At 69.9% G+C, this 17,900-nt stretch carries 19 protein-coding genes and 1 tRNA gene; 17 read left to right on the top strand and 3 right to left on the bottom strand.

Annotated elements, in window-relative coordinates:
- On the bottom strand, nt 1–968 hold a 968-nt coding region (locus VFV67_RS02845), incomplete at its 3' end, for a pyridoxal phosphate-dependent aminotransferase (protein ID WP_326466957.1).
- Between the two features lie 154 nt (nt 969–1,122).
- On the opposite strand from VFV67_RS02845, the gene VFV67_RS02850 reads away from it, so the two are divergent.
- The 5 genes from VFV67_RS02850 to rplA all read left to right on the top strand — a co-directional run bounded on the left by VFV67_RS02850 (nt 1,123) and on the right by rplA (nt 3,837).
- Nucleotides 1,123–1,195 (top strand) — tRNA-Trp (locus VFV67_RS02850).
- A 16-nt stretch (nt 1,196–1,211) separates the two neighbouring features.
- Nucleotides 1,212–1,709 (top strand): preprotein translocase subunit SecE, encoded by a 498-nt coding sequence (gene secE, locus VFV67_RS02855; protein WP_326466959.1) that lies wholly within the window; start codon nt 1,212–1,214, stop codon nt 1,707–1,709.
- 31 nt (nt 1,710–1,740) lie between these two features.
- Nucleotides 1,741–2,499 (top strand): transcription termination/antitermination protein NusG, encoded by a 759-nt coding sequence (gene nusG / locus VFV67_RS02860; RefSeq protein WP_326466960.1) that lies wholly within the window; start codon nt 1,741–1,743, stop codon nt 2,497–2,499.
- Nucleotides 2,500–2,575: 76 nt separating this feature from the next.
- On the top strand, nt 2,576–3,007 hold the full coding sequence (rplK, locus tag VFV67_RS02865) for a 50S ribosomal protein L11 (RefSeq protein ID WP_326466961.1): 432 nt from the start codon (nt 2,576–2,578) through the stop codon (nt 3,005–3,007).
- 110 nt (nt 3,008–3,117) lie between these two features.
- Nucleotides 3,118–3,837, top strand: a complete 720-nt coding sequence (rplA, locus tag VFV67_RS02870) for a 50S ribosomal protein L1 (protein ID WP_326466962.1) — start codon at nt 3,118–3,120, stop codon at nt 3,835–3,837.
- An 80-nt stretch (nt 3,838–3,917) separates the two neighbouring features.
- Here rplA and VFV67_RS02875 read toward each other — a convergent pair whose 3' ends face one another.
- On the bottom strand, nt 3,918–5,096 hold the full coding sequence (locus tag VFV67_RS02875) for an NAD(P)/FAD-dependent oxidoreductase (RefSeq protein ID WP_326466964.1): 1,179 nt from the start codon (nt 5,094–5,096) through the stop codon (nt 3,918–3,920).
- Between the two features lie 66 nt (nt 5,097–5,162).
- On the opposite strand from VFV67_RS02875, the gene VFV67_RS02880 reads away from it, so the two are divergent.
- Nucleotides 5,163–5,762, top strand: coding sequence for a PadR family transcriptional regulator (locus VFV67_RS02880; protein ID WP_326466965.1), 600 nt, complete (start codon nt 5,163–5,165; stop codon nt 5,760–5,762).
- An 8-nt stretch (nt 5,763–5,770) separates the two neighbouring features.
- On the opposite strand, the gene VFV67_RS02885 is transcribed toward VFV67_RS02880, so the two are convergent.
- Nucleotides 5,771–6,523, bottom strand: coding sequence for a hypothetical protein (locus tag VFV67_RS02885; protein ID WP_326466966.1), 753 nt, complete (start codon nt 6,521–6,523; stop codon nt 5,771–5,773).
- Between the two features lie 262 nt (nt 6,524–6,785).
- Here VFV67_RS02885 and rplJ point away from each other — a divergent pair, with 262 nt between their 5' ends.
- The 11 genes from rplJ to VFV67_RS02940 all read left to right on the top strand — a co-directional run bounded on the left by rplJ (nt 6,786) and on the right by VFV67_RS02940 (nt 17,878).
- Nucleotides 6,786–7,337, top strand: coding sequence for a 50S ribosomal protein L10 (gene rplJ, locus VFV67_RS02890; protein ID WP_326466967.1), 552 nt, complete (start codon nt 6,786–6,788; stop codon nt 7,335–7,337).
- Between the two features lie 37 nt (nt 7,338–7,374).
- Nucleotides 7,375–7,764 carry a 50S ribosomal protein L7/L12 gene (gene rplL / locus VFV67_RS02895; RefSeq protein WP_326466968.1) on the top strand — a complete coding sequence of 130 codons (390 nt, stop codon included), beginning with the start codon at nt 7,375–7,377 and terminating at the stop codon, nt 7,762–7,764.
- A gap of 179 nt (nt 7,765–7,943) precedes the next feature.
- Nucleotides 7,944–9,077: an ABC transporter ATP-binding protein gene (locus VFV67_RS02900; protein WP_326466969.1), complete on the top strand. Its 1,134-nt coding sequence runs from the start codon at nt 7,944–7,946 to the stop codon at nt 9,075–9,077.
- The gene (locus VFV67_RS02905; RefSeq protein ID WP_326466970.1) at nt 9,074–9,874 is read left to right on the top strand and encodes an ABC transporter permease; all 801 of its coding nucleotides are present in this window, start codon (nt 9,074–9,076) and stop codon (nt 9,872–9,874) included. Before VFV67_RS02900 ends, VFV67_RS02905 begins: the two co-directional genes overlap by 4 nt.
- A 2-nt stretch (nt 9,875–9,876) precedes the next feature.
- Nucleotides 9,877–10,680 (top strand): ABC transporter permease, encoded by an 804-nt coding sequence (locus VFV67_RS02910; protein WP_326466972.1) that lies wholly within the window; start codon nt 9,877–9,879, stop codon nt 10,678–10,680.
- A 70-nt stretch (nt 10,681–10,750) separates the two neighbouring features.
- Nucleotides 10,751–12,073 (top strand): MCE family protein, encoded by a 1,323-nt coding sequence (locus tag VFV67_RS02915; RefSeq protein ID WP_326466974.1) that lies wholly within the window; start codon nt 10,751–10,753, stop codon nt 12,071–12,073.
- Nucleotides 12,074–12,099: 26 nt separating this feature from the next.
- Nucleotides 12,100–13,134, top strand: a complete 1,035-nt coding sequence (locus tag VFV67_RS02920; RefSeq protein ID WP_326467069.1) for an MCE family protein — start codon at nt 12,100–12,102, stop codon at nt 13,132–13,134.
- Complete coding sequence (locus tag VFV67_RS02925) at nt 13,134–14,135, top strand: MCE family protein (RefSeq protein WP_326466975.1); 1,002 nt, start codon at nt 13,134–13,136, stop codon at nt 14,133–14,135. Before VFV67_RS02920 ends, VFV67_RS02925 begins: the two co-directional genes overlap by 1 nt.
- Complete coding sequence (locus VFV67_RS02930) at nt 14,132–15,328, top strand: MCE family protein (protein WP_326466977.1); 1,197 nt, start codon at nt 14,132–14,134, stop codon at nt 15,326–15,328. The genes VFV67_RS02925 and VFV67_RS02930 overlap by 4 nt, the downstream gene beginning before the upstream one ends.
- Nucleotides 15,325–16,494: an MCE family protein gene (locus VFV67_RS02935; RefSeq protein ID WP_326466979.1), complete on the top strand. Its 1,170-nt coding sequence runs from the start codon at nt 15,325–15,327 to the stop codon at nt 16,492–16,494. The genes VFV67_RS02930 and VFV67_RS02935 overlap by 4 nt, the downstream gene beginning before the upstream one ends.
- A 112-nt stretch (nt 16,495–16,606) precedes the next feature.
- Complete coding sequence (locus VFV67_RS02940) at nt 16,607–17,878, top strand: MlaD family protein (RefSeq protein WP_326467071.1); 1,272 nt, start codon at nt 16,607–16,609, stop codon at nt 17,876–17,878.
- Nucleotides 17,879–17,900: the final 22 nt, after the last annotated feature.

Here is a 17,900-nt window from a genome sequence, read left to right on the forward strand (position 1 = left end):
GTCGGCTCGGGGCACTCCACGCCGGGGACCTCGTTGAGCATCCGGACGATGGTGAGCCGGCGACGGTCGAAGGCCTCGCGCATCTCCGCGACCGCGCTCAGGTCGCCGCTGAGCGCCGCGATGGCCGCCCGCTGCGCCACGTTGTTGACGTTCGAGGTGAGGTGGGACTGCAGGTTTGTGGCGGCCTTGACGACGTCCTTGGGGCCGATCAGCCAGCCCACCCGCCAGCCGGTCATCGCGTAGGTCTTGGCCACCCCGTTGACCACCACGCAGGTGTCGGCCAACTCGGGCACGGCCACCGGCATGGACACCGCCCGCACGCCGTCGTAGACCAGGTGCTCGTAGATCTCGTCGGTGATCACCCAGACGCCGTGCTCGAGCGCCCACCGGCCGATCGCCTCGACCGCCTCCGGCGGGTACACCGCCCCGGTCGGGTTCGACGGCGAGCAGAACAGCAGCGCCTTGGTCCGCTCGGTGCGGGCCGCCTCCAGTTGCTCGACGGTGGCCAGGTAGCCGGCCGACTCGTCGGTCACCACCGGCACGGGCACCCCGCCGGCCAGCGTGATCGCCTCCGGGTAGGTGGTCCAGTACGGCGCCGGTAGCAGCACCTCGTCGCCCGGGTCGATCAGCGTGGCGAACGCCTGGTACACGGCCTGCTTGCCACCGTTGGTGACCAGCACCTGACCGGCGGTCACCTGATACCCGCTGTCCCGCGCGGTTTTCGCGGCGATCGCCTCGCGCAGCTCCGGTAACCCGGCCGCCGGGGTGTACCGGTGGTTGCGCGGGTCCCTGGTCGCCGCCGCGGCGGCCTCGACGATCGGCGCGGGGGTCGGGAAATCGGGCTCGCCCGCGCCGAACCCGATCACCGGCCGGCCGGCCGCCTTGAGCGCCTTGGCCTTCGCGTCCACCGCGAGTGTCGCCGACTCGCTGATGCCGCCGATGCGCGCTGACACACGCCGTGCTGCCATGTGCTCATCGTGTCAGACGACTCGGTTGGGGAGTTCCACAGGTGTTGCCGTAGACTGCGGAACTTGGAACGTCACGGTCAGCCCCATGGTCACAGTGGGGAGGGTCGATGACGTCCACCAAACGCGGCTCTCGAAGATCCTCCGGCGGCCGCGTAGGGGCGTAGCTCAACTGGCAGAGCAGCGGTCTCCAAAACCGCAGGTTGCAGGTTCAAGTCCTGTCGCCCCTGCACCAGAACCATGATCGTGAGCGGAGGAACTGGCGTGGCCGAGGACCGGAACACGGAACGGGAGGACGGGCAGAAGCGCCCGTCGCGTCCGGTCACCGCCGCTGCCCGGCGGGAACGCCGTGCCGCCCCGCGGCCGGCGGCGCGCAAGGACGCGGCCGGTGCGGAGACCGAGACCACCGAGACGAAGGTGAGCCCGAAGGGCAAGTCCAGCGCGGACGCCAAAGAGCGGCCGCGGCGCAGGGGCAAGGCCGAACCGGAGCCCAAGTCGGCCGATGCCAAGGGCCGGCCGACCCGGTCCCGGGACGACAGCAAGGCGACCAAGGTCGGCTTCTTCGGCCGGATCGTGCGCTTCCTCCGCGAGGTGGTCGCCGAGCTGCGCAAGGTCATCTGGCCGACCCGCAAACAGATGATCACCTACACGGCCGTCGTGCTGGTGTTCCTCGCAGTCATGACCGCATTGATCTTCGGGCTGGACATCGTCCTGCAAAAGGGCGTGTTGTGGCTGTTCGGCTGAGGCCGTACGCAGAAAGGAAGCGAGAGCCATCGTGAGCTCCGACAACGGCACCGTTGGCAGCGAGGAGCTGACCAGCCTGCCCGGCGACGTCGACCTGACCGACGGCGCCGAACCGGCCGCGCCGGCGGACGCCGAGGAGCCTGCCGAGTCCCAGGACACCGCGGAGGCCGCCGAGGAAGAGTTCGACCCGGCGGCGGAGATGCGCGAGGTGCTGCGCAACGCCCCGGGCGAGTGGTACGTGGTGCACTCCTACGCCGGCTACGAGAACAAGGTCAAGGCCAACCTCGAGACCCGGATCCACTCCCTGGACATGGAGGAGTACATCTTCCAGGTCGAGGTGCCGACCGAGGAGGTCACCGAGATCAAGAACGGGCAGCGCAAGCAGGTCCAGCGCAAGGTGCTGCCCGGCTACATCCTCGTCCGGATGGAACTGAACGACCCGTCCTGGTCGGCCGTGCGGAACACGCCGGGCGTGACCGGGTTCGTCGGGGCGACCTCGCGGCCGTCCCCGCTGTCCCTTGAGGAAGTGCTGAAGTTCCTGGTCCCGCAGGCGCAGCAGGCCAAGCCGGCTGGCGCGGGCAAGACCGCGGCCGCCACGCCGAAGGGCCCGGTCGTGGAGGTGGACTTCGAGATCGGCGAGTCGGTCACCGTCATGGACGGCCCGTTCGCCACGCTGCCCGCCACGATCAGCGAGGTCAACGCGGACGGGCAGAAACTGAAGGTGCTGGTGTCGATCTTCGGCCGGGAGACGCCGGTCGAGCTGTCGTTCAGCCAGGTCTCCAAGATCTGACCGGTTCCCGATCGGGGATCGGCAGGCATCCGGCCGCCGCCATTCGGCCGGGTGAACATCAACCAAGGACAACGGAATGCCACCCAAGAAGAAGAAGCTTGCGGCGATCATCAAGCTGCAGATCACGGCCGGCCAGGCCAACCCGGCGCCGCCGGTCGGTCCGGCGCTCGGCCAGCACGGCGTGAACATCATGGAGTTCTGCCGGGCTTACAACGCCGCCACCGAGGCGCAGCGCGGCACCGTGGTGCCGGTCGAGATCTCGGTGTACGAGGACCGGTCGTTCGACTTCAAGCTCAAGACCCCGCCCGCGGCGAAGTTGCTGCTCAAGGCCGCCGGTGTGGAGAAGGGCAGCGGCGAGCCGCACCGGAACAAGGTCGGCAAGGTCACCTGGGACCAGGTGCGGGAGATCGCCGAGCAGAAGAAGACCGATCTCAACGCCAACGACGTCGACCAGGCCGCCAAGATCATCGCTGGCACCGCCCGGTCGATGGGCATCACGGTCGAGTGAGCGCCAACCGCAGAGCACGGCCTGTGGACGCAGTCGAGTAATTCCCCGAGAACGTGTGGGAGGACCGGCGCTGGTCCTGACCACAACTGATCCATAAGTGAGGAACAGCAATGGCAAAGCGCAGCAAGGCTTATCGCGCGGCCAGCGAGTTGGTGGACCGGGAGCGGCTGTACTCGCCGCTGGAGGCCGCCAGGCTCGCCAAGGAGACCAACAAGGTGAAGCTGGACGCGACCGTTGAGGTCGCCATCCGGCTGGGCGTCGACCCGCGCAAGGCCGACCAGATGGTGCGGGGCACGGTGAACCTGCCGCACGGCACCGGCAAGACCGCTCGCGTCGTGGTGTTCGCCACCGGTGACAAGGCGACCGAGGCCGAGGCGGCGGGCGCCGACGTGGTGGGCGTCGAGGAACTGATCGAGCGGGTGCAGGGCGGCTGGACCGACTTCGACGCCGCGATCGCCACCCCGGACCAGATGGCCAAGGTGGGCCGGATCGCCCGCATCCTGGGCCCGCGCGGCCTGATGCCGAACCCGAAGACCGGCACGGTCACCATGGACGTCGCCAAGGCGGTCCAGGACATCAAGGGCGGCAAGATCAACTTCAAGGTGGACAAGCAGGCCAACCTGCACCTGGTGATCGGCAAGGCGTCGTTCGACCCGGAGAAGCTGGTGGAGAACTACGCCGCCGCGCTGGACGAGGTGCTCAGGGCCAAGCCGTCCGCGGCGAAGGGCCGGTACCTGAAGAAGGTCACGTTCAGCACCACGATGGGCCCGGGTATCCCGGTCGACCCGCAGCGCACCCGCAACATGCTGGCCGACGAGCCGGCGGTCTGAGCGGGGCAACCCAGCACGAGGCGGCCGGAGCGCGTGGGACACCCCCAGTAGGTGCATGATCCCCCGCGCTCCGGCCTAGCTCACCCGATCATGGAATCCGTCCACTCGATGTGGTGGTTCCACAGCCAGGTGAGATCCTCCCGCCCGCCGATCCCCAGCTTGAAGATCAGCGGCAGCATCAGCCGGACCGGTCCCGGCACCTTGCCGTTGCCGTTGCGCCTGCCCTGGGCGACGGCCCGCTCGACGCGGGCGCGGCGCAGCCGCTCGTAGCCGGCGAACGCGGCGTCGATGCCGGGCAGTTCGCGCAGGCAGTGGGCCAGCGTCAGCGCGTCCTCCATGGCCATCGCCGCACCCTGCCCGGCGGAGGGGGACATGGCGTGCGCGGCGTCACCGATGATGATCATCCGGTCCCGGTGCCAGGTCGGCACGGTGGGGAAGTCGTAGGTGTTCCACGGCGGCGCGATGTCCGCGGTGGCCTCGACCAGCCGGGCCGCGACGGCGTCCCCGGCGACCAGCGTCGTCAGCCGGGCCCGCCACTGCTCCGGGGTGATCGCGGCCAGGTCCGCCCGGCTCAGCTCGATCGGCTGGGGCGGGTTGGCGAACCACCAGACGCTGCCGTCCGGGTGCGGGACGTAGCCGAAGAAGCAGCGCCGTCCGAAGATCATCTGATACTCGCCGGGCGCACCGTCGACCGGCACGCCCCGGGCGATCCCGCCGGTGTTGAGCAGCGGAACGTAGTGCGCATCGGGCGCGGTCGGGTCGATCAGCCTGCGGGTCACCGACCGGATCCCGTCGGCGCCGATCAGCAGGTCGCCGCGCGCCTCGGTGCCGTCGGCGAAGCGCGCGCGCACCCCGTCCGCGGTGCGCTCGGCGTGCACCAGCCGCTTGCCGTGTTCGACCCGGATGCCGCGGCGCACCGCCTCGGCTCGCAGCGTGCCGTAGAGCGCCTCCCGCATGACCGTCTGGGTCCGGGTGCCGTCCGGCAGTTCGCCGAGGTCGAACCCGGCCAGCCGGTTGCCGCGGGCGGTCCGCAGCACCATGCGCGGGGTGTCGAACCCGCGCTCCCGTACCGCGGTGTGCAGGTCGAGCGCGCGCAGCACGTCCAGCCCGTTGACCGCCAGCGACAGGAACGAGCCGACGCCGGCCGCGTCGCTCGGGTACGCCTCGTAGACGGTGGCGTCGATGCCCGCGTCCCGCAGCGCCATGGCGGTCACCGGGCCGGCCACCCCACCGCCGACGATCATTGCCTCGTAAGTCATACGATGACTATACATATCATGACTATAAGCCACAAGCGGTTTCCGCGAGGCGGTTAGGGTGTGCGCATGACGAGTAGTGCCGGCGGGCGCTCGCCGCTCGCGGCGATCCTGCTCGCGTTGCTGTTCGAGGCGCCGATGCACCCGTACCGGATGCAGCACCTGATCAAGGAGCGGCAGAAGGATCAGGTCGCCAACGTGGCCCAGCGCAACAGCGTCTACCAGACGATCTCCCGCCTCCAGCGGGACGGCCTGATCGCCGTGCGGGAGACCACCCGAGCCGAGAACCGGCCGGAGCGCACGGTCTACGAGATCACCGACGCCGGCCGGGAGGCCTTCCTCGAGTGGATGCGCACGACGCTGTCCACGCCGGCCCGGGAGTTCCCGATGTTCCCCGCCGCACTGTCCAACATGGTCCTGCTCGAGCCGCGCGAGGTGGCCCGGCTGCTCGAGCAGCGGGCGGACGCCATCGAGGTCGGCCTCACCGACCACGACGCCCTGGCCGCCTCGGGTGCACTACCCCGGATGTTCCTGATCGACGACGAGTACCGGTTCACGCTGATCCGGACCGAAGTGGCCTGGCTGCGCGGGGTGGTCCGGGACCTGCGGTCCGGAGCGCTCACCTGGAGCCCTGAGTTGTTACGCACGTTCATGGACCACGACCTCTGACGGCGCGATCAGCAGGTCTCCAGCCGGTGTCCGATGATCACCCACGTGCCGTTGAGCTTCCCGTTCTGGTCGCGGACCTGCTCGAGGGTGAACTCACCCAGCCGGGGCCGCACCTGGATCGTGCAGGAAGTCACCACGGCCTCGGTTTCCGTCTGCGACAACACCGGGTCCCGGGCGCCGATGAACGGGTCTCCGTAGGCGTTGCGCCAGTTGGTGTTCGGTGGCTTGTCGATCTCCCCGTTTAGCTTGGCCACGGCCAGCTCGCAGGTGGCGGCTCCGAAGTGCTTCGCGAAGTCCTGCTCCTTGCCGCTGCCGAACTGACCGCAGACGAAGGCAGCCTCCCTGCGGGCCTCGTCCGCGTTGTTGGCCTTGTCGAACTGGGCGATGTGCGCATAGACCAGCCGGACGGCCTCTTTCGGCGTCCTGGCGCTGATCTTGTTGGTCTGGTTGGTGCCGCCGCCGGTCTCCGAGGCGGGCAGGTCATCGTTCTTGTTGCCGAAGTAGTAGTCGAAAGCGAAGAGCAGGCCGAGCGCGACGACCAGCAGCAGGGCCAGCTTGCGGACCGCCTTGCTGGTGAGCACCCGTTTCCACAACGGTTTCGACGGCGGCGGGCCAGCACCGGGCGGGACCCCGCCGTGCTGGCGGATCAGCTCCTGAAACTGTTGGAACTGCTGGAACTGACGAACCTGCTCGGGATCGACCGGCGCGGGCTCATTCGGTCGCAGTGCGGGTGGCCTTCCGCGCTGCTCGTAATCGGGCACGACTTACATCATGCAGGGTGATTTGAAGACCCGACACCCGGTCACGTAACCTGTTCGAGGTTCTACCGAAGACCGCTGGTCCCGCTTCGCCCTCGGGTGCGGCGGCGAAGGTCCCGCGAACGAGCGGGCGGCCCGCGCAGGAGGACGCGGATCGATCGGGCACCTGTGTGCCCGCAACGCCCCGTGCTGCTGCGCCGGGGCGTTCGTCGTCTCCGGGCCTGGTGTGCCGCGGTCACCAGTCACCAGAGAGGAGGCGACGCTCATGGCGAAGCCGGACAAGGTGACGGCTGTCGCCGAGATCGCGGACCGGTTCCGCACCAGCTCGGCGGCCGTCATCACCGAGTACAGCGGCCTCACCGTGTCTCAGATCACCAACCTCCGTCGCTCTCTCGGCACCGGCGCGACCTACCGCGTTGCGAAGAACACCCTGGTCAAGCGGGCAGCCGCGGACGCAGGGGTGGAGGGTCTCGAGAGCCTGTTCGTCGGTCCCACCGCGATCGCCTTCGTCACGGGCGAGCCGGTGGACGCCGCGAAGGCACTGCGGGACTTCGCCAAGGACAACAAGGGCCTGGTCATCAAGGGCGGCTACATGGACGGCCGCCCGCTCTCCATCGAAGAGGTCACCCAGATCGCCGACCTCGACTCGCGGGAGACGACGCTCGCCAAGCTGGCGGGCGCCATGAACGCCGTCCTCGCGAACATGGCCGGCCTGCTGGCCGCGCCCGCGTCGGAGACGGCTCGCCTGGTCGCCGCGCTGGAGGAGAAGAGGTCGGGCGGGGACACCCCCGCGGCCGACGCTCCGGCCGAGAGCTGAACGAACACACCAGCACAGACAGAGAGGATCCGCCAGCATGGCGAAGCTCAGCACCGCGGAGCTGCTCGACGCGTTCAAGGAGATGACGCTGCTCGAGCTGACCGAGTTCAAGAAGCAGTTCGAGGAGACCTTCGACGTCACCGCCGCCGCCCCGATGATGATGGCGGCCGGCCCGGCCGGCCCCGGCGCCGCTGCCGAGGCCCCCGAGGAGAAGGACGAGTTCGACGTGGTCCTCGAGGCCGCGGGCGACAAGAAGATCCAGGTCATCAAGGTGGTCCGGGAGGTCGTCTCCGGCCTTGGCCTGAAGGAGGCCAAGGAACTCGTCGAGGCGGCGCCCAAGGCGGTCCTTGAGAAGGTCAACAAGGAGGCGGCCGACGCCGCCAAGGAGAAGCTGGAAGCCGCGGGGGCGACCATCTCGCTCAAGTGAGCGGCTGAACACAGCTGGCCACGGGGCCGGTGCCGAACTGTCGGCACCGGCCCCGTTTTGCTTGTCCGGACCGGGTTTGCCAGGCCGACGACGGGGGTATCAGGCAGGCCAACTGGCGAGTAACCTCTGCGCTTCGCACTCGTTGCACCTGGGTGAGGCCGCATGGACCGGGAGGTTGGATGGGCGCCGAGGTGGTGGTCGAGGGCCTGACGAAGTCCTTCGGCAAGCAGGCCATCTGGCGCGACGTAACGCTCACGCTGCCGCCCGGCGAGGTCAGTGTCATGCTCGGCCCGTCCGGCACCGGCAAGTCGGTCTTCCTCAAGTCGATCATCGGGCTGCTCAAGCCGGACCGCGGCCGGTGCGTGGTCAACGGGGTGGACATCGTCACCTGCTCCGAGCACCAGCTCTACCAGGTGCGCAAGCTGTTCGGCGTGCTGTTCCAGGACGGCGCGCTGTTCGGCTCGATGAACCTCTACGACAACGTCGCGTTCCCGCTGCGCGAGCACACCAAGAAGAGCGAGACCGAGATCCGCCGGATCGTCTTCGAGAAGCTGGAGCTGACCGGCCTGCAGGGTGCCGAGAAGAAGTTACCCGGCGAGATCTCCGGTGGGATGCGCAAGCGCGCCGGACTGGCCCGGGCGCTGGTCCTGGACCCCGAGATCATCCTGTGCGACGAGCCGGACTCCGGGCTGGACCCGGTGCGCACCGCCTACCTGTCCCAGCTGCTGATCGACCTGAACGCGCAGATCGACGCCACCATCCTGATCGTCACGCACAACATCAACGTGGCCCGGACCGTGCCGGACAACCTCGGCATGCTGTTCCGCCGCGAGCTGATCATGTTCGGCCCCCGGGAGGTGCTGCTCACCTCGAACGAACCGGTGGTCGAGCAGTTCCTCAACGGCCGGCGGATCGGCCCGATCGGCATGTCCGAGGAGAAGGACGAGGCCACCGCGGCCGCCGAGGCGGCGCACGCCGCGGCCGGGCACGCCGACGGCTCGCCGGACGAGGATGTGCGCGGCATCGTGCCGCAGCTGCAACCGACCCCCGGCCTGCCGGAGCGGACCGCCGTGCGCCGCCGCAAGGACCGGGTGATGCGCATCCTGCACTCGCTGCCGCGGGCCGCCCAGGAGGGGATCATCGAGTCGCTCACGCCGGAGGAGCGGCGCCGGTACAACGTGCATCCGCACCTGCTGGCCCGGTCCGGCGGCCGGCACACGGCCCCGCCCGACCCGGGCACCCCGCCGCCGGACCAGCCGTCCCGGCCGACGCCGTACCCGCGGCCGCGGACCGGATCCGGTGAGGCCGGATGACCGCCCGCACCACCTCGGCGCCGGCCAGGTTCCCGGGCGCGGGCGCACTGCGCGAGACCGGCCGGCTGTTCGCCCTCGGCCTCGACGTCATCGTGCTGACCTTCCGGCGGCCGTTCCAGGTCCGGGAGTTCATCCAGCAGTGCTGGTTCATCGCCAGCGTCACCATCCTGCCCACCGCGCTGATCGCCATCCCGTTCGGCGCGGTGATCGCCATGCAGCTGGGCACGCTGATCATCCAGCTCGGCGCGCAGTCGTTCACCGGCGCGGCGAGCGTGCTGGCGATCATCCAGCAGGCCGCCCCGGTGGTCACCGCGCTGATGGTGGCCGGTGCCGGCGGCTCGGCGATCTGCGCCGACCTGGGCGCGCGCACGATCCGCGAGGAGATCGACGCGATGCGGGTGCTGGGCGTCAACCCGATCCAGCGCCTGGTCGTTCCCCGGGTGCTGGCCATGATGGTGGTCGCCCTGCTGCTCAACGGCCTGGTCAGCGTGGTCGGCGTGATGGGCGGCTACTTCTTCAACGTCGTGTTGCAGGGCGGCACGCCGGGCGCCTACCTGGCCAGCTTCTCCGCCCTCGCCCAGTTGCCCGACCTGTGGATCAGCGAGATCAAGGCGGTCATCTTCGGGTTCATCGCCGGCGTGGTCGCGGCCTACCGCGGGCTCAACCCGAGGGGCGGGCCGAAGGGCGTGGGTGAGGCGGTCAACCAGTCCGTCGTGATCACCTTCCTGTTGCTGTTCTTCGTCAACTTCGTGCTGACCGCGGTGTACCTGACCGTGGTGCCGCAGAAGGGAAGCTGACGATGCGCCCGCTCGCCACGCTCGACCAGCTCGGCGACCAGCTCTCCTTCTACCTGCGGGCGCTGGCCTGGATCCCGCGCACGCTGCACCGCTACACCCGGGAGATCCTGCGCATCCTGGCCGAGGTGAGCTTCGGCAGCGGGGCGCTCGCGGTGATCGGCGGGACGATCGGCGTGATGGTCGGCATGACCGTGTTCACCGGCACGGTCGTCGGCCTGCAGGGCTACGCCGCGCTGGACCAGATCGGCACCGCCGCGTTCACCGGGTTCGCCTCGGCCTACTTCAACACCAGGGAGATCGCGCCACTGGTGGCCGGGCTGGCGCTGTCCGCCACGGTCGGCGCCGGGTTCACCGCCCAACTGGGTGCCATGCGGATCTCCGAGGAGATCGACGCGCTCGAGGTCATGGCCGTGCCCAGCCTGCCGTTCCTGGTCACCACCCGGATCATCGCCGGGTTCATCGCGATCATCCCGCTGTACGTGATCGGCCTGCTGTGCTCGTACCTGGCCTCCCGGACGATCACGGTGTACTTCTACGGCCAGTCGGCCGGCACCTACGACCACTACTTCAACCTGTTCCTCCCGCCGGAGGACGTGTTCTGGTCGTTCGGCAAGGTGCTGATCTTCAGCGTGGTGATCATCCTGGTGCACTGCTACTACGGGTACCGGGCCAGCGGCGGCCCGGCCGGGGTCGGGGTGGCGGTGGGTCGTTCGGTGCGCACCACGATCGTCACCGCGGCGCTGCTCAACTTCTTCATCGGCTTCGCCATCTGGGGCACCACGACCACGGTGAGGATCGCCGGATGAGCGAGCTTGCGAGCGAATCATGGGCACTGCGGATGGCTCGCCAGCACCGAGCTTGCGAGGTGGTGGTCAGATGAGACGGGGTGCCACGATCCGCAGGCGGCTCCTCGGCCTGGGCTTCATCGTGCTGGTCGTCGCGCTGATCGGACTGTCGATCGCGTTGTACAACAAGGTGTTCACGCCGGTGGTGACGGTCAAGCTGCAGACCGACAAGCTGGGCAACCAGCTGGGCGTGCTCGGCGACGTGAAGGTGCGCGGGCTGCTGGTCGGGCAGATCCGGGCGATCTCGCCGACCGCGCAGGGCGCCGAGCTGGACCTGGCCCTCGACCCGGACAAGGTCGGGTTGATCCCGAGCAACGTCACCGCGCAGTTCATCCCGAAGACGCTGTTCGGTGACCGGTACGTGGCGTTGCAGATCCCGGACGACCCGGCGCCGCGGTCGCTCGCCGAGGGCGACGTGATCCAGCAGGACAAGTCCACCCGGGCGGTCGAGCTGGAGGCCGCGCTCGAGCATCTGCTGCCGGTGCTGCAGGCGGTGCAGCCGGAGAAGCTGGCCACCACGCTCTGGGCGATCTCCACCGCGCTGGACGGTCGCGGCAAGGCGCTCGGCGAGACCATCGCCGACATCGGCGCGCTGGTCGGCGAGCTCAACCCGCACCTGCCGCAACTGCAGCACGACATCACCGCGCTGGCCGACCTGTCCGACACCTACACCGAGGCGCTGCCGGACATCGTGACCGCGCTGAACGACCTGTCGGTCACCGCGCAGACCGTTGCCGAGCAGCGGGCGAACCTGGACGCCGTCTATGCCGGGGTCACCACCGCCACCCGCAACCTGGACGGGTTCCTGCGCGCCAACCAGGGCAACCTGATCCAGCTCGCGGACAGCTCCCGGCCGACGCTCGAGCTGCTCGGCCGGTACTCGCCCGAGTTCCCCTGCTTCTTCAAGCAGATGGCCGATCTGGTCGACCCGGCCAACGAGGTGCTTGGCCGCGGCGACTCCCCGCCCGGACTGAGCGCGACCATCGAGGTGGTGATCAACCGCGGGCCGTACGAACCGGGCCGGGACACCCCGCGGTTCGACGAGCACCGGGGTCCGCGCTGCTACGACCCGGCCGACTTCTGCAACCCGTTCCCGGAGCAGCCGCCCGGCGGACCGCTGCGGGACGGCACCGCGCCGACCCCGCCGCCCCGACCGGCGTGTGCCAAGCAGCCGCCGTCGGGCACGATCCCGGCGGCGGCGGACGGGCTGGGTCTGGCCAACTCTCCGGGCGAGCGGGACCTGCTCGCCCACCTGCTGGCACCGGAGCTGGGCACCGATCCGGAGCGGGTGCCGGGCTGGAGCAGCCTGTTGGTCGGACCGCTGCTGCGCGGGGCGGAGGTGAGCTTCCGGTGAGCGAGCCTGTTCGCGAACAATCGGGCCTGCGGGGTCTGACCGCCGCCCTGGTCAAGCTGGTGATCTTCGCGGTGGTCACGGTCACCGCGACCGCCGTGCTGGCGATCAGCATCGCCAACACCGACCTCAGCTCGACCGACAGCTACACCGCTCGGTTCACCGACGCGACGCTGCTGCTGCCCGGCGACGACGTGCGGATCGCGGGCGTGCGGGTCGGCCAGGTGGAGGACGTCACGATCGCCGATCGCACCCAGGCCGAGGTGCGGTTCTCGGTCAGCTCCGGGCGCAAGCTCCCGGCCGGGGCGACCGCACAGATCAAGTTCCGCAACATCGTCGGCCAGCGCTACCTGGCGCTGGGCCAGGGCACCGGCGGCGGCAACCCGAACGACGTGCTGGCGCCGGGCGGCAACATCCCGGTGGAGCGCACCCGGCCGGCGCTGGATCTGACCGAGCTGTTCAACGGGTTCAAGCCGCTGTTCCAGGCGCTCAACCCGGACCAGGTGAACAAGCTGTCCTACGAGCTGATCCAGGTGCTGCAGGGCGAGGGCGGCACGGTGGAGACGCTGCTGGCCCACACCGCCTCGCTGACCTCGGCACTGGCCGACAAGGACCAGGTGATCGGCGAGCTGATCACCAACCTGAACACCGTGCTCGACACGGTCAACGCCCGCGGGCCACAGCTGTCCGAGCTGATCGTGACGCTGCAGCAGCTGGTCTCCGGGCTCGCCGCCGACCGCGAGCCGATCGGGCAGGCGGTGGACGCGCTCGGCGGCCTGGCCCGGTCCACCTCGGGCCTGCTCGAGCAGGCGCGGGCCCCGCTCAAGCAGGACATCGCCAACCTCGGCCTGCTGGTCGGCCGGCTGAACGAGCACCAGCCGGAGGTCGAGCACTTCATCCAGTTTCTGCCGGTCAAGACCGCCACGCTGAGCCGGACGGTGAGCTACGGCTCCTGGTTCAACTTCTTCCTGTGCTCGGCATCCGGCTCGGTCAGCATCCCCGGCCTGATCACCCGGCCGATCGACGTCCCGGTCGTCGACGCCACCGCCGCGAGGTGCTCATGATGAAGTCCTTCGGCGCCCGCAACCCGATCCCGATCGCCGTCATCGGGATCGCCGTCATCGCCCTGGCGCTGATCGCCGCGGTGTTCTCCGACGACCTGCCGATCATCGGCGGCGGCACCACCTACAGCGCGGAGTTCAGCGAGGCGGCCGGCCTCGAGCCGGACGACGAGGTGCGCATCGCCGGCGTGAAGGTCGGCAAGGTCCGCGAGATCGAGCTGGACGGCGATCGGGTGGTGGTCACGTTCAAGGTGAAGGACGCCTGGCTTGGTGACCAGACCTCGGCGGCCATCAAGATCAAGACCCTGCTCGGGCAGAAGTACCTCGCGCTCGAGCCGAACGGGGTGACCGTGCTCGACCCGGACGAGCGGATCCCGCTCGGCCGCACGGTGGCGCCCTACGACGTGCTCGAGGCGTTCCGCGGGTTGGCCGAGACCGTCGACGAGGTGGACACCGACCAGCTTGCGCGCAGCTTCGAGGTGATCACCGAAACCTTCGCCGATACTCCGGACGAGGTGCGTGGCGCGCTGACCGGGCTGCAGTCGCTGTCCAGGACGGTGGCCGCGCGGGACGAGGAGCTGGCCCGGCTGCTGTCCAACACCCGGCAGATCAGCCAGACCCTGGCCGAGCGGGACGCCGAGGTGGCCCGGCTGCTCGAGGACGGCAACCTGCTGCTCGCCGAGATCGACCGGCGGCGACAGGCGATCGCCACCCTGCTGGACGGCACGGTCCGGCTGTCCACCGAACTGCAGGGCCTGGTCACCGACAACGCCGAGCAGCTCGGGCCGGTGCTGGCCAGCCTGGACACGCTGACCACGATGCTGCAGCGCAACCAGGACGCGCTGGCCAACGGGATCAAGAACATGGCGCCGTTCGTGCGGCTGTTCAACAACGCCGTCGGCAACGGGCACTGGTTCGACAACTACATCTGCGGCCTGCTGCCCCCGGCAACGCCGCTTCCCGGCATCAACGCGCAGGGCTGTCTGGGGAGGGTCAACGGATGACGATCCTCCCGCCGCGCCGGCGCGGCGCCATGCGCACCATCGCCATCGTCGCGGTGCTGGCCGTGCTGGTGGCCGGGTTCCTGTGGTGGGTGCTGCGGACGGCCGACGCCAAGAAGTACAGCGCGGTGTTCGACGGCGTCGTCGGGCTCTACGAGGACAACGACGTCCGGGTGCTCGGGGTGAAGGTGGGCACCGTGGACGCGGTGATTCCGCAGGGCGACACCGTGCGGGTGGAGATGTCGGTCGACCCGGACGTGCGCATCCCGGCCGGTGCGAACGCGGTGATCGTCGCCCCGTCCCTGGTCAGCGACCGGTACGTGCAGTTCACCCCGGCCTACGCCGGCGGCCCGGAGCTGGCCGGCGGCACGATCCTGCCGCGCGAGCGCACCTCCACCCCGCTCGAGGTGGACGACCTGTACGCGAGCCTCAACCGGGTCAGCACCACGCTGGGCCCCAACGGGGTCAACAAGAACGGCGCACTGTCCGACCTGCTGAACACGCTGGCGGCCAACACCGAGGGCAACGGGCAGGCGATCAACGACACGGTCACCCAGCTGTCCCAGCTGTCCAGCACGCTGTCCGGCAACTCCGAGGACCTGTTCGCGACGGTGGACAACCTGCAGCGGTTCACCAGCACGCTGGCCGACAGCGACGCCGCGGTGCACGAGTTCTCCCAGCGGGTGGCCGGGGTGACCGGCTTCCTGGCCGACGAGCGGGCCAACCTGGCGGCGACCGTGAACCAGCTCGGCATCGCACTGGGCATGGTGCAGAAGTTCATCGACGACAACCGGGGCCGGATCAAGTCCAATGTGGACAAGCTGGCCGGGGTGACCCAGGTGCTGGTGGACCAGCGGGCCGCGCTGGCCGAGGTGCTCGACGTGGCACCGCTGGCGCTGTCCAACATCATCAACTCGTACAACGGCTCGTCCGGCACGCTGGACAGCCGGTCCAACCTCAACGAGCTGACCGAGCCGCCGATCGTGCTGGTGTGCAACCTGGTGCGGCAGCTCAGCCCGAGCCAGCTGCCGCCGCTGCTTGCCGACACCTGTGACTCGCTCACCCCGGTGGTCCAGGGGCTGGTGCCGCTGCCGTCGGTGGCCGAGGTGCTCGTGGCGCTGCAGCAGGGCAAGCTGCCGCCGCTGCCGTTGCCGCTGGCCGGCACGGTGTACGGGACACCGGGGGCGATCCGATGATCCGCCGCCTCGTCCTCGCCTGCACCGCCCTGCTCGCCGTCGGCGGCTGCGCCTTCACCGGGATCTACGACATCCCGCTGCCCGGCGGCGCCGACGTCGGCGACCACCCGTACCGGGTCCGGGCGCAGTTCCGGGACGTGCTGGACCTGGTGCCGCAGTCCGGGGTCAAGGTCAACGAGGTGGCGGTCGGCCGGGTCGAGGACATCGCGCTGGCCGCAGACGGCTGGACCGCCGAGGTGACCATGCTGGTCAACGGCGACGTGGCGCTGCCGGCCAACGCGCTGGCCAAGCTGCGCCAGTCCAGCCTGCTCGGCGAGAAGTACGTCGAGCTGTCCCCGCCGCCGCCCGCGGCGGCCACCGGCCGGCTGGCCGACGGCGCGCTGATCCCGGTCAACCGCACCAACCGCAACACCGAGGTCGAGGAGGTGCTCGGCGCGCTGTCCATGTTGCTCAACGGTGGGGGAGTGGAACAGCTGCAGAACATCTCCCGGGAGTTGAACGCCGCGCTGGAGGGCAACGAGCAGAACATCCGGGCGGCACTGGACAATGTGACGGTATTCGTGTCCACTTTGGACGCGAGCCGGGCCGAGATCACCCGTGCGATCGACGGCCTCAACCGGCTGGCCGGCACCCTGGCCGCCCAACGCGACCAGATCGCCGGCGCGATCGACAACCTCGGCCCGGGCCTGCGGGTTCTGGCCGACCAGCGCGAGCAGTTGGTCACCATGCTGCAGGCGCTGGACTCGCTGTCCGCGGTCGCGGTGGACACCGTCGACCGCGCCCAGGCCGACATCGTCGCCGACCTAAAGGCCCTGATGCCGGCCCTGGCCAAGCTCGGCGAGGCCGGCAACGACCTGCCCAAGGCGCTCGAGCTGCTGCTCACCATCCCGTTCCCGGACGAGGCGGTGAACGACGTGCGCGGCGACTACTTCAACCTGTTCGCCAAGATCGATCTCAACCTGCAGTCGGTGATCGACAACCTGAGCCGGTCCCGGAACAACCCGCTGGGAAACCTGGCGGTCCCCGGGGCCCAGGCCCCGCCCGCCGCTCCCGCGGTTCCGTTCCCGCTGCCCCCGATCGGCCCGCTGCCGGGTGCCCCTGCCCCGCCGAGCCCGGGCGCCACCTGCGGTTTCCTCGACGCCCTGCTCGGGAGGTGCGCCCCGTGATCCCGACCGGGACCCACCGCACCCGCATCGACGTGCCGGCAGCGCGGCCGGCGCGGTCCGGCATGCCGGCCGTGACCCGGCCGGCATGCTCGGTCCGTTCGGGGTGGTGCTGATGCTCACCCGCACCGTCCGCCTCCAGCTGATCGCGTTCCTCGTGATCGCGGTCCTGGCCGTGGTGTACGCGCTGTTCCGGTTCACCGGGCTTGGCGCGGTGTTCGGCGACGAGGGGTACACGGTCCGGATGAACCTGACCGAGTCGGGCGGGATCTTCAGCAACGCGGAGGTGTCCTACCGCGGGGTGAACGTCGGGCGGGTGGGGGAGATCCGGCTGACCCGCGAGGGGCTGCAGGTCGATCTCGAGATCGACCCGGACGCCCCGCAGATCCCGGCCGACCTGGACGCGGTGGTGGCCAACCGGTCCGCGGTCGGCGAGCAGTACGTCGATCTGCGGCCGCGCGACGACGAAGCGCCTTACCTGACCGGGGATTCGGTGATCCCGGCCGACCGGACCAGGACCCCGATCGGCACCGACACCGTGCTGCGCGATCTGGACAGCCTGGCCGCATCGGTGCCGACCGACGCGCTGCGCACGGTGGTCGACGAGCTGTACCTGGCGTTCAAGGGCACCGGCCAGGACCTCCAGGTGCTGCTGGACAGCACCCGCGACCTCACCGACCGGGCCACGGTCTACCTGCCGCAGACCATCTCGCTGATCGACACCGGCGGCACCGTGCTGGACACCCAGAACGCCGAGTCGGCCAACCTGACCGCGTTCGGCAACGACCTTCGGCTGCTGGCCGAGCAGTTGCGCACCTCCGATCCGGACCTGCGCCGGCTGATCGCCAACGCGCCGCCGGCGGCCACCGCGGTCACCCGGCTGCTGTCCGAGTCCGGCTCCGGGCTGAGCTTCCTGATCGCGAACCTGCTGACCACGTCGAACATCCTGCGGGTCCGGGGCGAGGGGCTGGAGTACACGCTGGTCGCCTACCCGGTGCTGTCCGCGGCCGCGCAGGGCGTACTGGCCTCCGGGGACGGCACCGTGCACCTGGGCCTCGCGCTGAACCTGTTCGACCCGCCGCCGTGCACCCGGGGCTACGAGCAGACCGTCCGGCGGGACGGGAACCAGACCGGCCCGCCGGCCCCGCTGCCGGCGCAGACCTACTGCGCGGAGCCGGCCGGCAGCCCGATCAGCGTGCGCGGGTCGCAGAACGCCCCGTTCAACGGGGTGCCGAAGACACCGAGCCAGGCCGACATCGCGGCCAATGCCGGCCGGCCCCAGGAACAGGTCGCCGGGCTGGCCAGAGGCAGCCTGCCGGGCACCGTGACCCAGCCGGGCATCGAGGGGTTGCGCAGCCTCGCGCAGATGCTCGGCCTGACCAGTTGACATGACGACCAGAATTTTCCGT

The sequence above is a fragment of the Actinophytocola sp. genome (assembly GCF_035762905.1).
Taxonomy (GTDB): Bacteria; Actinomycetota; Actinomycetes; order Mycobacteriales; family Pseudonocardiaceae; genus DASYTH01.

What these genes read in the sequence shown, in the direction of transcription:
- rplK (WP_326466961.1), top strand. Translation starts at nt 2,576, where the DNA reads ATGCCACCCAAGAAGAAGAAGCTTGCGGCGATCATCAAGCTGCAGATC.
- rplA (WP_326466962.1), top strand. Translation starts at nt 3,118, where the DNA reads ATGGCAAAGCGCAGCAAGGCTTATCGCGCGGCCAGCGAGTTGGTGGAC.
- VFV67_RS02875 (WP_326466964.1), bottom strand. Translation starts at nt 5,096, where the DNA reads ATGACTTACGAGGCAATGATCGTCGGCGGTGGGGTGGCCGGCCCGGTG.
- VFV67_RS02880 (WP_326466965.1), top strand. Translation starts at nt 5,163, where the DNA reads ATGACGAGTAGTGCCGGCGGGCGCTCGCCGCTCGCGGCGATCCTGCTC.
- rplJ (WP_326466967.1), top strand. Translation starts at nt 6,786, where the DNA reads ATGGCGAAGCCGGACAAGGTGACGGCTGTCGCCGAGATCGCGGACCGG.
- rplL (WP_326466968.1), top strand. Translation starts at nt 7,375, where the DNA reads ATGGCGAAGCTCAGCACCGCGGAGCTGCTCGACGCGTTCAAGGAGATG.
- VFV67_RS02900 (WP_326466969.1), top strand. Translation starts at nt 7,944, where the DNA reads ATGGGCGCCGAGGTGGTGGTCGAGGGCCTGACGAAGTCCTTCGGCAAG.
- VFV67_RS02905 (WP_326466970.1), top strand. Translation starts at nt 9,074, where the DNA reads ATGACCGCCCGCACCACCTCGGCGCCGGCCAGGTTCCCGGGCGCGGGC.
- VFV67_RS02910 (WP_326466972.1), top strand. Translation starts at nt 9,877, where the DNA reads ATGCGCCCGCTCGCCACGCTCGACCAGCTCGGCGACCAGCTCTCCTTC.
- VFV67_RS02915 (WP_326466974.1), top strand. Translation starts at nt 10,751, where the DNA reads ATGAGACGGGGTGCCACGATCCGCAGGCGGCTCCTCGGCCTGGGCTTC.
- VFV67_RS02925 (WP_326466975.1), top strand. Translation starts at nt 13,134, where the DNA reads ATGAAGTCCTTCGGCGCCCGCAACCCGATCCCGATCGCCGTCATCGGG.
- VFV67_RS02930 (WP_326466977.1), top strand. Translation starts at nt 14,132, where the DNA reads ATGACGATCCTCCCGCCGCGCCGGCGCGGCGCCATGCGCACCATCGCC.
- VFV67_RS02935 (WP_326466979.1), top strand. Translation starts at nt 15,325, where the DNA reads ATGATCCGCCGCCTCGTCCTCGCCTGCACCGCCCTGCTCGCCGTCGGC.
- VFV67_RS02940 (WP_326467071.1), top strand. Translation starts at nt 16,607, where the DNA reads ATGCTCACCCGCACCGTCCGCCTCCAGCTGATCGCGTTCCTCGTGATC.